The organism is Pedobacter sp. JY14-1, assembly GCF_029269825.1.
Taxonomy (GTDB): domain Bacteria; phylum Bacteroidota; class Bacteroidia; order Sphingobacteriales; family Sphingobacteriaceae; genus Pedobacter.
On sequence record NZ_JARJHU010000003.1, the window covers coordinates 471,435 to 484,804 of the forward strand.

General features: G+C 50.2%; 12 protein-coding genes and 1 tRNA gene. 5 read left to right on the forward strand and 8 right to left on the reverse strand.

All coding sequences use genetic code 11. The features are described from left to right. Positions 1-206: 206 nt before the first annotated feature. The gene (locus P2W84_RS08125) at positions 207-935 is read left to right on the forward strand and encodes a YoaK family protein (RefSeq protein WP_276089623.1); all 729 of its coding nucleotides are present in this window, start codon (positions 207-209) and stop codon (positions 933-935) included. 131 nt (positions 936-1,066) lie between these two features. Here P2W84_RS08125 and P2W84_RS08130 read toward each other — a convergent pair. From P2W84_RS08130 to P2W84_RS08150, 5 genes are all read right to left on the reverse strand, one after another. After that, a tRNA-Val gene (locus tag P2W84_RS08130) sits at positions 1,067-1,141 on the reverse strand. Positions 1,142-1,221: 80 nt separating this feature from the next. Continuing rightward, a complete protein-coding gene (gene recO / locus P2W84_RS08135; RefSeq protein ID WP_276089624.1) occupies positions 1,222-1,947 on the reverse strand; it encodes a DNA repair protein RecO in 726 nt (241 codons plus the stop codon). A gap of 28 nt (positions 1,948-1,975) precedes the next feature. After that, positions 1,976-2,296: a hypothetical protein gene (locus tag P2W84_RS08140; protein ID WP_276089625.1), complete on the reverse strand. Its 321-nt coding sequence runs from the start codon at positions 2,294-2,296 to the stop codon at positions 1,976-1,978. A 2-nt stretch (positions 2,297-2,298) separates the two neighbouring features. Further along, a complete protein-coding gene (locus P2W84_RS08145) occupies positions 2,299-3,582 on the reverse strand; it encodes a DUF2130 domain-containing protein (RefSeq protein ID WP_276089626.1) in 1,284 nt (427 codons plus the stop codon). 9 nt (positions 3,583-3,591) lie between these two features. Further along, on the reverse strand, positions 3,592-4,257 hold the full coding sequence (locus P2W84_RS08150; protein WP_276089627.1) for a metal-dependent transcriptional regulator: 666 nt from the start codon (positions 4,255-4,257) through the stop codon (positions 3,592-3,594). A 116-nt stretch (positions 4,258-4,373) separates the two neighbouring features. On the opposite strand from P2W84_RS08150, the gene P2W84_RS08155 reads away from it, so the two are divergent. Beyond that, on the forward strand, positions 4,374-6,410 hold the full coding sequence (locus P2W84_RS08155; RefSeq protein WP_276089628.1) for a TonB-dependent receptor: 2,037 nt from the start codon (positions 4,374-4,376) through the stop codon (positions 6,408-6,410). 36 nt (positions 6,411-6,446) lie between these two features. Beyond that, on the forward strand, positions 6,447-7,589 hold the full coding sequence (locus tag P2W84_RS08160) for a putative sensor domain DACNV-containing protein (RefSeq protein ID WP_276089629.1): 1,143 nt from the start codon (positions 6,447-6,449) through the stop codon (positions 7,587-7,589). Between the two features lie 25 nt (positions 7,590-7,614). Here the strand turns inward: P2W84_RS08160 and P2W84_RS08165 are convergent, their stop codons facing one another. After that, positions 7,615-7,779 (reverse strand): hypothetical protein, encoded by a 165-nt coding sequence (locus P2W84_RS08165; protein ID WP_276089630.1) that lies wholly within the window; start codon positions 7,777-7,779, stop codon positions 7,615-7,617. Between the two features lie 169 nt (positions 7,780-7,948). On the opposite strand from P2W84_RS08165, the gene P2W84_RS08170 reads away from it, so the two are divergent. Next, positions 7,949-8,281, forward strand: a complete 333-nt coding sequence (locus P2W84_RS08170; protein ID WP_276089631.1) for a PadR family transcriptional regulator — start codon at positions 7,949-7,951, stop codon at positions 8,279-8,281. Next, positions 8,278-9,846, forward strand: coding sequence for a PspC domain-containing protein (locus P2W84_RS08175; protein ID WP_276089632.1), 1,569 nt, complete (start codon positions 8,278-8,280; stop codon positions 9,844-9,846). The genes P2W84_RS08170 and P2W84_RS08175 overlap by 4 nt, the downstream gene beginning before the upstream one ends. 13 nt (positions 9,847-9,859) lie before the next feature. On the opposite strand, the gene P2W84_RS08180 is transcribed toward P2W84_RS08175, so the two are convergent. Further along, positions 9,860-12,586: a carboxypeptidase regulatory-like domain-containing protein gene (locus P2W84_RS08180; protein WP_276089633.1), complete on the reverse strand. Its 2,727-nt coding sequence runs from the start codon at positions 12,584-12,586 to the stop codon at positions 9,860-9,862. A gap of 138 nt (positions 12,587-12,724) precedes the next feature. Beyond that, positions 12,725-13,357 (reverse strand): NAD(P)H-dependent oxidoreductase, encoded by a 633-nt coding sequence (locus tag P2W84_RS08185; protein WP_276089634.1) that lies wholly within the window; start codon positions 13,355-13,357, stop codon positions 12,725-12,727. Positions 13,358-13,370 lie beyond the last annotated feature (13 nt).

Consider the following 13,370-nt stretch of genomic DNA (forward strand, 5'->3'; position numbering starts at 1 on the left):
GGATTGGAAACAGTCAAGTGAACTGTTTTTGGTGGTGGCAAAGATACAATTTTCGAACAATTTCTTGCAAGATTTGAAAAAAAATGTGGAATCAGGACTTATAACCAATGATCGTTCATCAGAACGAGGGTTAACTCCTTAATTCACATCGCGTTTCTTATCTTAAATATATTCTTTGAATTTTAAAGGATTTACGACTTTAGCGTATGCTTCGTCATACAGGCCAAAAAAGAAGTTTCAGTCATAACCTTCGGCTTGCAGTATTGCTCTGCCTGAATGCAGGTTTTGTCAACGCAGCGGGGTTCATGGCTTTTGCCGTATTGACCACCAATGTTACCGGTCATGCAGCGCTGCTGGCGGTTCACCTGGCCAGCCTGAATTTACGGGCTGCGCGGATGGTTGGGTTATGGTTATTGTTGTTTCTGGCGGGTGCTTTCAGCTCCAGCTGGTATATCGGTCACATCGGCAGGGAAAAAGCTTTCGCCTATACAATTCCGATCGTGCTCATCTTGGTGCTGGTGCTGTTCATTGCCGTCTTTGGAAATAGTTACCGGCATACGCTGCCCGAAACGGAATACTTTGCCGGGAGCCTGCTTTTTGCCATGGGTATGCAGAACGCGCTGGTATCGATGATATCCGGCTCCGTGGTCCGGACAACGCACCTCACAGGAATGTTTACCGACCTCGGGATCGATCTTTCCCATGCAGTATTATCACGGGGACATATCAGTTCGCCCCAAAGGCGCCGGATCGGCCTGCGTTGTGCCATCATCGGTTCTTTTCTGCTGGGTGGTATAGGAGGTGGGTTTATTTACCTTAGGCTGAGCTTTGCTGCCTTTTACATTCCCGCAGGGTTATTGGTGTTGACACTTTGCTACGATTACTTCCGTATCGGGATCAAACGGGTGGTTATTCATCATCGTCAGCGCATTTAGCAACGCGATTCGGCGGGCACACTCAGGCCAATCCCAGGGTTACATTGTCTAAAGTACAAGGTTGGTTACCGGTGAGCCGGGTGTAAAAAAGAACTGGACAGCATCGAAATTAATCGATCTGTCCAGCAAAGTGGGAGATACTGGGTTCGAACCAGTGACCCCCTGCTTGTAAGGCAGGTGCTCTGAACCAGCTGAGCTAATCTCCCCTGATTTGGGACTGCAAATATACAGCCTTAAATCATTTATGCAAAAAAAGATCATTTTTTTTAAGAAGCATTATGGAAGCTCAGGAAAGCACTTCTTCCAGCACCTGGTGGGAACGGATCTCGCCAAAGGAAGCCGTATGTAATCTAAAGTAGATCAGAATTTTTTCCAGCAGGTGCCTTCTCATTTTATTACCGGTCCTTATTTCCGTTATCCTTTCAAAGGGCAGGCTGTAGAGCGAAATGAACAAAAGTGCGTCTTCCTGTTCCAGGTAATTCGGGTGCACGGGAACGGCAGACCTGAACTCGCCTTCCTGCAGATCAAAGTAACTGTCCCCGCTACGGGCCTGCGCATGCGGCGCAAACCCAAGGAACCGGGACAGTTTCAGCAGGAAAGACAGGTGAAAGTTTACACTGGCCTCGCCACATTCGTCAAACCAGCAAACCGAGTTGTAAATAAATTCGAACAAATGCTCATCCGCCGACTGCTGCCTGATGCTCTTATACAATACCTCATTCAGGAAGATCGTCATCGTGCTTTTGATCATGTCATATGGAATGGTCCTGAGCACAGGAAAGGGACGGGCTTCCCTGAGCCGTTGCAAGTTAGAGCCAGGTTTGTGATATACCACCATATCTATCAGGTGCAGCGGTTGCAGCATATTCATGCTGATCTTTGCCTTAGGTTTCCTCACGCCATTGATCAGGTAAGACTGGATGCCGAACTTTTCAGTAAAGACTTGCACGATCACACTGGTGTCGCCGTAGAGCGTGGTCTTGAGTACGATTCCCCTGGTTTTATGTAACATATCCCGTCTTATGTGGTAATACCGGTACTCAACCGGTCTCGCCTTCAAACTTCCAGACCACCACAGCCCTTCCGTTTTTAACATGGCCCAGGGGCTCCCCGTTCTCATAATGGACAAACCTGATCCCGATACCCGGTGCTGCCTTTTTCTTCACCACAAAATACACCAGCAGGCACTGCATCCAGTTTTCTGCCGAAAGTCTGTCTTTCCACAGCTGCGGGTACACCCGTACCTCATTGCCCGTGATCTTCAGCAGGTGCTTTGCTTCTAAGGCCGATACGTTGGCAAGTATCTTCGCCGTTTGCTCTGCTTTGTTCCCTGCCTGATGTACCTTCTTCTTCGCGTACATAATTAGTCCAGCAGCAAGGTATCGTCTTCATCTGTAAGGCTGAGCTGGATATTGTCGGTCCCGGCGATCCCTTCAATGGAGCCCCGGATGTGCGCCGCGTTCAGCAAGACCTTTTCCAGTTGTTTTTCCCTGGCCTTCCAGAGCTTTTCCATGGCATCGCGTTCCCTTTGTATGGATAGTTTCATGCTCATGAAGCCTTCGCGTATGGCCTTCCACTGTTCCGAAAATTCGTTGCTGGTCAGGTAATCATACAGCATATGCATTTTGTCGCCTTTGTTCTCCTGCGATTTTGCCGCACTGTAGAGTTTCATGATCCCGTCGCGCAGGATATAGGCTACGGCCTTTACCTCGTCGAAGGAACAGATCCACACGCCGTCGCGCTCCCCGAAGCAATCCATGCCTTTGGGATAGCACTGGGTAACGATCACTGCCACATCCACGCCCATGCCCCGCATGTCCTTTTTCAGTTTTTCGATCCATTCCACCGAAAACTCCTTAGTGCGCTTGCTCTCATAAATGATACGCCCGCATTCCTGGCCGAACTGGTTCCGCACCAGGTGTACACAGTCTGCACCGCGTACGCCCTTGCCAACTTCCGTGATCAGGTCAAAAGGGAAGGAATTGCGCAGCAGTTCTTCCAGGATCAGCTCCTGCACCTCGCCCTGCAATTGCATAGAGCCTTGTTCGGCCTTACGCTTCATTTCTTCTGCCAATTTCTTCTGGTCTTCCAGTTGTTTCTCCAATTCTTTTACCCGGAGTTGATGCTCTGTTTCCCGGATACTGTTTTTTTCCGCTTCCTGTTTCCTGATCTGCTCCGTCATTTCCATCCGCTGCTCCTGGAGCTTGCGCTGAACCTGGAGCTCAAGCTCTTCTTCCTTCTTCTTCATTTCCTGCTCTTTGCGGAGAAAGTCCAGCTCACGCGCCCTGGCCAGTTTCAGCCGTTCTTCGTTTTCCTTATTGGCCTCGTCTGCCATTCGCAGCTTGTTCTCAAAGTCACTGGCAATGCGTTTCCTCAGGTCCTCTTCCATGGTTTCTCTCAGCAGTTTTTTTTCCTCGGCCAGTTTTTGCTCGTAGGCCAGGGCCTGCTGTTTCTGCTGCTGCTCAAACGCCGCCTCCCGCTGCTTCTGCTGTGCTGCAAACTCATTCTGCTTTTTTGCAAACTCTTCTTCCTTCTGTTTGGTAAAGGAAAGCATCTTTTCCCTCAGGTCTCTTTTATATTCCTCTGCCATCACTTCCTCAATGGGAAATGTATGCGCACAGTTCGGACACTTTATCTCTGTTGACATCTTCTCAGGCTATAATTTTTGAACAAACAAACTCTCCGCAAACTTCATGGACACGCTCCTCGGCTCGCCTTCGCCGATCGCGATATACATAGAACCGTCAAAATCGATCACCTCCTTTATCTTCAGCCGGGTGCCGATGCGCACCTTCAGTTTTTCCAGGTATTGCAGGAACATTGCCGAGGTATCCTTCACGGAAGCCACAGTACAAGTATCTCCCTCCTGCAGTTCCGAAAGCAGCGTCCTGGTAATTTCCGGCATTTCCCCGTTCGCTTTCGGTATCGGGTCACCATGCGGGTCAAACTGCGGGAAGCCCAGAAGCTCTTCCAGTTTATCTACCAGTTTCTGCGACTGAATATGTTCCAGTTGCTCCGCCACTTCGTGTACCTCGTCCCAGCTGAAATCCAGCTTTTCGCAAAGAAAGGTCTCCCACAGGCGGTGCTTCCTCAAAATAACCATGGCGCTCTTCTTCCCCATTTCCGTCAGCAGTATCTTCCCGTATTTCTTATAAGATACCAGCTCCTTTTCCTTAAGTTTCTTTAGCATATCGGTTGCCGTGGCCGGTTTAACCCCCAGATAAGCAGCCATTTCATTGGTTCCGGTCTCGGGTTTGTCCTCGTTCTGGAAGCTCAGTTTCAGCAGTGCTTTCAGATAGTTTTCTTCAGTGTACGATAGCATACTACAAACTTAACCCAAAATCTTAGCTAAAGCAACAGTATAATATTTGTCAAATAATATTTGTTAGATTAATCTAACTTATATAGTTTTGTGTTGTTAAAAATCAAGTTAGATAAATGAAGAAAACTTTAGCTTTCCTGGTATTCTCTGTCCCTTGTCTGGTTGCGCTTGCCCAGGAGCCACTGCCTGAAAAGGCAGATACCAGTAAGAAGGACCTTAACGAAGTCGTCGTCACGGGAACGCTCAAAGAAGTAAGGCGCCTGGAAAGCCCGGTCCCTGTAGAGGTCTATACACATAGCTACCTAAGAAAAAACCCTACCCCAAACCTTTTTGAGGCGCTGCAAAACATCAATGGCGTAAGGCCCCAGCTCAATTGTAATATTTGTAATACCGGCGATATCCACATCAACGGACTCGAAGGTCCATATACGATGGTACTGATCGACGGAATGCCCATCGTCAGCAGTTTGTCCAGTGTCTATGGCTTGTCTGGCATTCCCAGTTCGCTCGTAGAACAGATAGAGATCGTCAAGGGGCCGGCCTCCTCACTGTACGGCAGTGAGGCTGTAGGCGGTCTTATCAACGTCATTACCAAAAAGGCAGATAAGGCCCCGGTGTTCTCCGCCGATGTATTTACAACCAGTTACCAGGAACACAATTCCGACATCGGAATCCGGCTCCGGCCTTTCTCCGGGGCCACGGTACTTACCGGTATTAATTATTTTAAATATGGCAACCCCGAAGACCGCAATCATGACCACTTTACAGATGTCACGCTGCAGGACAGGATATCTGTCTTCCAGAAGTGGGATTTCAGACGCAAGGAGGGTCGCCTGTTTACGCTCGGCGCCCGCTATATGTACGAAGACCGCTGGGGCGGGGAGATGAACTGGAACAAGTCTTACCGTGGCGGCGACCAGGTCTATGGCGAAAGTATTTTTACAGGCCGCTGGGAGCTGATCGGCAATTATCAGCTGCCGGTCAGTGAAAAGCTCCTGTTCTCGTTTTCCTGGAACAGGCACGACCAGGACAGCCGCTACGGGACCACCTCCTATATCGCCACGCAGCAGATCGCATTCGGGCAGCTTACCTGGGACAAGCAGCTTGGCGCGCATGACCTCCTTGCGGGCATTGCGCTGAGGTACACATTTTATGACGACAATACGCCTGCTACCACCAGGCTCAACCAGTCCCTGAACCAGCACACCTGGCTGCCCGGATTTTTCATGCAGGACGAGATCCGGTTATCAGATGCACATCGCCTCCTGGCAGGGTTCCGCTATGATCATAATTCCGTGCACGGTTCTATCTTTACGCCCCGGGCCGCCTGGAAATGGAACATCGATGAAAATAACATCCTCAGACTTAATGCCGGCACTGGTTTCCGGGTGGTCAACCTCTTTACCGAAGACCATGCGGCGCTTACCGGCGCCCGCAGTGTCGAGATCACAGGCCGGCTCCATCCCGAAAAAACCTATAACATCAACTTCAATTACCTCAAAAAGATCTATACCTCAGGGCAGGTTTTCATCGGTTCCGAAACTTCTGTATTCTATACCCATTTCAATAACCGGATTATCGGTGATTTCGATACCGACCCGGGCAAGATCATTTACAGTAACCTGGATGGCTATGCCGTCAGCAAAGGGATCAGCACCAATATCGACCTCACTTTCCCTGCCGGATTAAAGTTTATCGTTGGGGCTACTTATCAGGATGTCGCTACGGTGGAACATGGCCGGAAGGTACAGCAGATCCTGACCGAGCGGTTTTCGGCCAACTGGGCCGTTAGCTATAAAGTTAAGCCCCTTAAACTGGGAATCGACTATACCGGCAACCTGTACAGCCCTATGCGTCTGCCACTGGCCGGCGAACTGGACCCACGTAAGCCTTATTCCCCATTCTGGAGTATACAGAATATACAACTCACCTATTCTGGTTTCAGGCGCTTCGAAATCTACGGGGGTATCAAGAACCTGCTCAACTGGACACCGAACCGAGGCAATCCGTTTATCATTGCCCGTACCGGAGACCCCTTCAACAAGACCCCGGACCAGAACAATCCTTATCAGCTTAGCTTCGACCCCAGTTATGTCTACGGGCCCAACCAGAATATCCGGGCTTTTCTGGGGCTCAGATTGACAATCCAATGATAGCTTTGTTTTCCATAAATCCCTTAACTTTATGGCATGAGCTATCTATCCACCTACCAGGCAGCAAAGCATATTGCGCCCAAAGTCGAAGCCATCTTTGCCGCGCACCTGGCCGCGGCAAGGGAAAACGGGGAAGAGGACCTGGCGCCCCTGCCTGCAGCGGACGTGGTAGAAGCCATTTTAGATGCTACTTTCTGGGCAAGCCTGCGCAAGGAAGAAGGGCATTCTCCAAAAATATCGCTGGCTTACCTGCCACCTCAGCAGGCCGGTAATCCTTTGCTGTTCAAGCACCATTTCAAGCTCAATCCCGGCATACTTACCAAACTGGCCCCCGGCATAGAACGTCCCGGCATCCACCTTGGGATCTGGTCAGATGAAGACGGGCTTTACATCTGGGGGACGACGGTCAGTATTCCCAATTTTTGTTTTGTCGTTGATGTTTCGGAACCTGCGCTGCTCGTCATTAAGCACCGCAGGATCTATGGCTTCGGTAAATTCACCAACGTTGCAGTGCTGAAGGGTGACCAGGTGAAAATGGTTGACAGCCTCAGTGCCGGCATTCCTGATTGTCCGCCGATGCTCCTTTCGCTGCTTGACCTTACTGCACCTTCGTACTGGAACGATTCGGTTAACGTGCTCATCCAGCTTGCGGTCTCCATGCGCGCACATGGAAGGGGAGGTACGCTGCTGGTTGTGAACAATGAAAGCAGTAACTGGCTGCAGTCTATCATTAAGCCTGTACAGTATTATGTACAGCCTTCATTCAATGGCCTGGCCAAATTGCTCGGACAGGACCGGAAGGATGCCAGTCAGATCTTTTGGCAGACTGCACTAAAGCGCGAAATAGATCACCTTGCGGGGCTTACCGCTGTAGACGGTGCCACCGTGATCGGTAATAACTACGAACTGCTGGCCTTCGGCGCCAAGATCGGAAGGGCTAAGGGAAAGGACAATATCGATGAGATCGCTTTTTCTGAACCTATCCTCGGAGGCGAAGCCGTTGTGATTCATCCCTCCAGGATAGGAGGGACAAGGCACCTTTCTGCCGCGCAATTCGTCCATGACCAGCGCGACGCTACTGCCCTGGTAGCCTCACAGGACGGACATTTTACGATTTATGCATGGTCGCCCAGCCAGGAGCGGGTGCAGGCCCACAGGATCGATACGCTGCTGTTATAAATCCCTTCAGGGAGCAGCTAAAAAATCAGGAAAAGATAATTGCCGCTACGATCACAACCAGGAACAGGATGATCATCACCATCCTGTCACCGGCAATACATTGCGCTCTGGTCAGCTTCTTCGGTGCAGCGGTCTCTGCCTTTTGCCTGGCAAAAAGCGGAGCGACAGTATGATGAAGTTTGATTAACATAGGTAGATGTGTTTTGCAGATGTTTGAATATCAGTACAAAAGGCAAGCCATATGCTTTGGTTTCTGTGGAAATGTGGATAACTTTTTGGTAGTCTGTCCTTAGTCTGCAAAATTTATATAGTACTATGTATTGCATATTACTATATAAAGCATATATCTTTGTAATGTTATGATAGCAGAAAATACACAAACCCAAATGCGTAAGGGGATACTGGAGTACTGTGTGCTCCTGATCATCTCCCGGGGGCAGATCTACGCTTCCGACATTATCGCCGAATTAAAGTCTGCACGCCTGCTTGTGGTGGAAGGCACGCTTTATCCCCTGCTTACCCGATTGAAGAACAACGGCCTGCTCAGTTACAACTGGGTAGAGTCCAGTTCGGGGCCTCCGCGCAAATATTATATCCTTACCGAAGAAGGACGTCAGATACTGGGTCAGCTCGATGCCACCTGGCAGGAGCTTTCCTATGCGATTGAAACCTCTAAAACCAAGAAATCATGAAGAAGACACTCAATATCAATATCGGCAATTCCATTATCTACATTGAGGAAGATGCCTACGAAATGCTTACCGCCTATCTCAGTGAAGTAAAGCAGTATTTCGCCAGGAACGCGGACAACTATGAGATCGTTACGGACATCGAGAACCGCATTGCCGAGATGTGTGCCGAAATACTGGAAACCCAGCAAAAGCAGGTGATCGGTATTTTCGATGTGCAGACCATCATCCGTCAAATGGGCTCGGTCAGCGATTTCGAATCCTCAGAGGCTGAAGCACTCGGTGACCGGCCGGAAGGACAGCAGGGTACCGCCTATGGCCACCCTTACCGTACTGTACGGAGACTCTACCGCGATACCGATCAGGCCATGATTGCCGGCGTCTGCGCCGGGTTGGCCCATTACCTGGAGCTCGACGTGCGCTGGGTAAGGCTTATTGCCCTGCTTACCGTATTCATCGCCGGCTCGGGTATACTGGCTTATGTGATCCTCTGGATCATGATCCCCAGGGCTTCCACCAAAACTGAAAAAATGACCATGCGCGGAGTTGAGGCCAATCTGAAGGGCTTTGCCGACAGTTACCTTGATCCCTTCATGGCAGAATCGAAGGGGTTCCTGGCTGGTTTTTTCCAGGTGATCGGTGAGTTCCTCAATGGCACGGGGAGGGTCATCTTCAAAACTGCCGCGGTCTTCATTATCGTCATCGCTTCCATTTGCCTCATCGGCCTGTTCGTTATGCTGTTCGTGCTGATGGGTATCTGGGATGCGGATGTTGCCAATTACTTTCCTTTTAACATCATCAACGAAGAGTATTTCAATCCACTGGCCATCAGTACCTTCGTGGTAGGGGCAATACCCTTGCTGGCCCTCATCCTTTTTTCGGCCCGTGTGGCTTTCAGCAGCCGTGAAGTCAACAAGACACTATCCTTTATTCTGCTCATCATCTGGCTTGCCGGACTGGCCCCGCTCATTGTTTACATCACCCGGATCTCATCCGAGTTCAAGGAAGGTGCAGAATATGCACAGACCGCGGAACTCAAAAATTATCCTGAATATGTGCTGACCGTAGACCGGACCCGTTTTTTCAGCAGGGAAGACAGCCTGAGCTATAGTATCGATGCGGAGCATTACCGCGGCAAACGCATCCTCGCCGATATCGACGACGAGTTCAAAGCCCCCAGGAATGTCAGTCTCTGGATCGAGAAAAGCGGCAACGGCAAAACCCTGCTTGTTCAGAACTTCCGGTCAAGGGGGAAGACTTTTCAGGCTGCACTGAAAAATGTCCAGGCGATCCGCTACGACTACCAGCAAACGGATTCTCTCGTGAATTTTAACCCTATGGTGCAACTGAGCAAGGACAGCCGCTGGAGGGGCCAGGAGGTAACGCTGACCTTAAAAGTCCCGGTAGGTACCATGATCAGCCTCAGCTGGGAGCTTCAGCGTTACATGAGCGGCAATATCTACTGGGACTGCGAGAATAACCCGGCACATGACGGCTATACCCAGCTGATCATGACCGAAGAAGGTGTCAGGTGTCTGCACGAGCGCAAGCCCGGGAACGAGGAGTAATCTTCAGGGATGATCAGGGCTTAACCGTATAGCGGTAGACAGAGCGGACCACATTTCCGTTTTTGTCTACCCCTTCTATGACCGCCCGGTACGTACCGTTGCCATCTGCATTGTAATACTCAAGCGGAGGCAATTCTGCAGCACCGGTCTCTACCTTCGGGTTCCAGTAGATCGTTGTTCTCAGGTCATTGAAATTATACGTACTTGTGGCGTTTACGTATTTCGGTGAATAGAATTCGCGCTGCTTTGCAAAGCCCTTAGGTTTGAACTTGACCAGGTTAGCTTCAGGGATCATTTGCTTCAGCTGCGCCAGACTGATCTTCGTTCCTTTCACCGGGGCCTTGGTATTCACCACCAGTACACCCTTCGTATTGTACTGGCGGTCTATCGTGCCCAGTTCGTCCTTCGTAAAGACTTCTACCGATTCTACTTCTTCAGCCTTTACCATAGTCAGTCCGAAATAATCGACCGCGTTGCCGTTCAGGAAGATCTGTACCGGTACTCTGCTGCCTGCCTGGTAGTCCCTGGACACATAAAACTTATCTTCATAAAAAGTAAGCCCGGTAGCTTGTCCCTGAAGGCAAAGGGCAAAATTATTACAGCCCCTGAACCGCTCGCCGTCGATCGTATAGACGTTGATATTGCCAAGCCCCGACAATGCGGAATGATCATTATGGCTGGGGCGTTTCACCTTGCCGCCTTCAATTTTTACTTCCTTTAATGTACGGAGATAGCTGTACTGCCGCTTGCTGTTGCTCAGGTAAGGCGCCAATGCGCTGTCGATGTTCGATACTTCATCCGGGAAATTCGGGTTTTTGGTCACCGGCGGGCCTGCCTGTCCATCCATCAGCACCATCAGGCTGGAACCGTTGGCCGCATACTTGGCGTTGATGACCACCTCAGAAGAGTCTGGAAAGTTCAGTTTTGGAAATACAAACGTACCGTTAGGTCTGCTCTCGGCCTCAGCGGCGTAGGTCGTCCCGGTAACTGTCAGCCGGAGCAATCCCTTTCTTACCGGCATGCCCGTGCGGTCACGCAAGGTTCCGGACAACCGCATGTCCTGCTCCGGGAAAAGCTTGATGGGCGGGAATTTTCCAGCCAGCACGTCCTTGTAATTGAACCGGCGGTAGCCCTGGCTCAGCATCAGCTCGTCCAGCGCCATGATCTTTTTTTCATCGGGCTTGCTGAAGTAATAGTTGGGCTTCTCTATATAGCCCTTCAGGTCGGAAGTAAGCAGCAGTGAGCTCAGTATGGTGACTTCGTTGTCTTCGTTGACCGGCACCTTCTGTTCGTCCGTTACCGATATTGAAAAGCTGCCCTCCATAGGTTGGCCCGCGTCCTTTGCCGATACCGAAAGTTTTACCTTCTGCCTCGGCTTATATGCCGGCAGATCCGTTTTCAGGGAAACTGTCGTCAGCGCTGAAGGGTAATTGAAGGAAAGGCGTTCAGCGACAGGAATTCCGCTTTCTGAGAACAGCGTCACCTGTACAATGCCCGAGGGGAATTTGTCCTTCGCGATCTTCGCGCTGGTCAGCTGGCCATTCAGCTTTGTCTTTGCGGCATAGCAGATGATACCGCTATTGGTCGCAACCAGGAACATTGTCTTTCCCTTATTGGCCGCGAAGTACGGATCGTTGGCGAGTATTTTGACCTGCAGTTCCGTCGGGTCAAGACTGTTTACCTGCAGGGCAACACCAGAGCCCAGTGCCTTTGGCAGCTCGAAGCTTTTTGAAGTACCGTCTCTGAAGGTGATGTTGGCCTTGTAGGTTTTTGCAGCGTCAGCATTCAGGTAAAACGATCCCATACCCAGGTGCGTTGAATTGAAACTGGTAACAGCGGCCCCGGTGTTATCCGTTACCGTACCCTTTATATCTACGCCTTGTCCCGCTGAATTGATCGCTTTAAAACCTACCCTTATGGCTACTCCGCTGATGAGGTCACCACCTTCCGGGAAAAATTGTACATCAAAGTCACTCTTTACCGGCCTCAGTTTAAAGGTTGCCGTTTCTATGTTGTTTTCCGCGATCAGCAGTTCTGTCTTCAGCTCACCGTCAGTAATAGGACCGTTCTTCTTAGGATCAATCTTGATCTTAAGGGTGCCGCCGGCATCCGTGGTGCCCTTGCCCTTACTGACGACATCGAAGTTCGACAATACCTCCCAGCTGACCTGTTTGTTTGCCAGGGGTACATTCTCATTGTTCCTGAACTGCACCACGGCATCGATCACCTGGCTTTTGTCATTCTGGGTGTTTTTATAACTGAAATTGGTGAGCAGCTGTTTGTCTATCGCTTCGCCCACAGGTATCGTTTTGCTGAAAAAGTAATCTGCGTCAAAGTTGACCATCCATAGCGTATAGGCCTTTATGTGGTAGTTGCCCTGGTAGTACAATCCTTTGTTTAACGGAATGTTGCCGGTAGCTACGCCATTTGTCACCGGCAGTTTCAGGCTTTGTACCAGCGAATCGCGGCTGTTCATTACGTCCACATAGAGGATCTTACTGAGCTGTGAAGGTACATGCACTTCCATGGTCAGGTAAGCCTTAAACCAGATGGTATCGGCTACACTATAGTAAGGCTTGTCAAAATGCAGGTAGACCTTCTCTGCGGGGTAATTGTCGGTGGCTTTTTTGGAGGTATTGATAATGTTGTCCAGGATCAGGCTATCTTGCTGGGCATTTGCACCCAGGTGCAGACCTGCGGAAAACAGGAGGAAAGCAATTATGGCAATTAATGATCTCATTCAAAAGAAAGGTGTGGTATAATCCCGCTAATATATTCATTTAAGAATGTATTCGGTTAAATACCACACCTATTTAACATTTTTTGACAGCGGCCTTCCGGCCCTTCCAGCAGGCACGGAACAGGCCTTGAATCCTGCCTAGTCGATACGGATCACGAAGTCTTCCAGCGGCGTACGCACCTTTTTCAGGTTCACCAGCCAGTCACCCGCTTCATCCCGGTAGCCCAGCGGAAGCAAGGTCACACTGCGCAGTCCGCGCTCCCTGAGGCCCAGGAGCGCATCCAGCTTATCTGTCTCAAAGCCTTCCATCGGAGTGGCGTCCACCTTAAGCAGTGCGGCTTCAGTAATGGCCACGCCGAAGGCGATGTAAGCCTGTCTTGCGGCATGCTGGAAATTCTGTTCTTCGGTCTGCGCGCCGAAAATACCCAGCAATCTTTGCAGGTAATCTGCGGTGGCGGATTCCGGCAATCCACGTTCTGCGTTTGTACGTGCGAATACAGACCTGATGCGTTCCTCGGTATATTTGTCCCAGGCCGCGAAGATCAGCAGATGCGAGCTGTCGGTAATCTGCGTCTGGCCGTAAGCTACTTCCTGTATCTTTGCCTTCAGTTCAGGATTGGTGACCACGATCACCTTGAATGGTTGCAGGCCGGAAGATGTAGGGGCCAGCCGTGCAGCAGCAATGATCTGGTCAACTTTGTCCTGTGAAACTTTTTCACCGTTCATCTTTTTGGTGGCATAGCGCCACTGAAGTGCATCTATTGTGCTCATAATGTGATTATTG

What these genes read in the sequence shown, in the direction of transcription:
- P2W84_RS08125 (WP_276089623.1), top strand. Translation starts at nt 207, where the DNA reads ATGCTTCGTCATACAGGCCAAAAAAGAAGTTTCAGTCATAACCTTCGG.
- recO (WP_276089624.1), bottom strand. Translation starts at nt 1,947, where the DNA reads ATGTTACATAAAACCAGGGGAATCGTACTCAAGACCACGCTCTACGGC.
- P2W84_RS08140 (WP_276089625.1), bottom strand. Translation starts at nt 2,296, where the DNA reads ATGTACGCGAAGAAGAAGGTACATCAGGCAGGGAACAAAGCAGAGCAA.
- P2W84_RS08145 (WP_276089626.1), bottom strand. Translation starts at nt 3,582, where the DNA reads ATGTCAACAGAGATAAAGTGTCCGAACTGTGCGCATACATTTCCCATT.
- P2W84_RS08150 (WP_276089627.1), bottom strand. Translation starts at nt 4,257, where the DNA reads ATGCTATCGTACACTGAAGAAAACTATCTGAAAGCACTGCTGAAACTG.
- P2W84_RS08155 (WP_276089628.1), top strand. Translation starts at nt 4,374, where the DNA reads ATGAAGAAAACTTTAGCTTTCCTGGTATTCTCTGTCCCTTGTCTGGTT.
- P2W84_RS08160 (WP_276089629.1), top strand. Translation starts at nt 6,447, where the DNA reads ATGAGCTATCTATCCACCTACCAGGCAGCAAAGCATATTGCGCCCAAA.
- P2W84_RS08165 (WP_276089630.1), bottom strand. Translation starts at nt 7,779, where the DNA reads ATGTTAATCAAACTTCATCATACTGTCGCTCCGCTTTTTGCCAGGCAA.
- P2W84_RS08170 (WP_276089631.1), top strand. Translation starts at nt 7,949, where the DNA reads ATGATAGCAGAAAATACACAAACCCAAATGCGTAAGGGGATACTGGAG.
- P2W84_RS08175 (WP_276089632.1), top strand. Translation starts at nt 8,278, where the DNA reads ATGAAGAAGACACTCAATATCAATATCGGCAATTCCATTATCTACATT.
- P2W84_RS08180 (WP_276089633.1), bottom strand. Translation starts at nt 12,586, where the DNA reads ATGAGATCATTAATTGCCATAATTGCTTTCCTCCTGTTTTCCGCAGGT.
- P2W84_RS08185 (WP_276089634.1), bottom strand. Translation starts at nt 13,357, where the DNA reads ATGAGCACAATAGATGCACTTCAGTGGCGCTATGCCACCAAAAAGATG.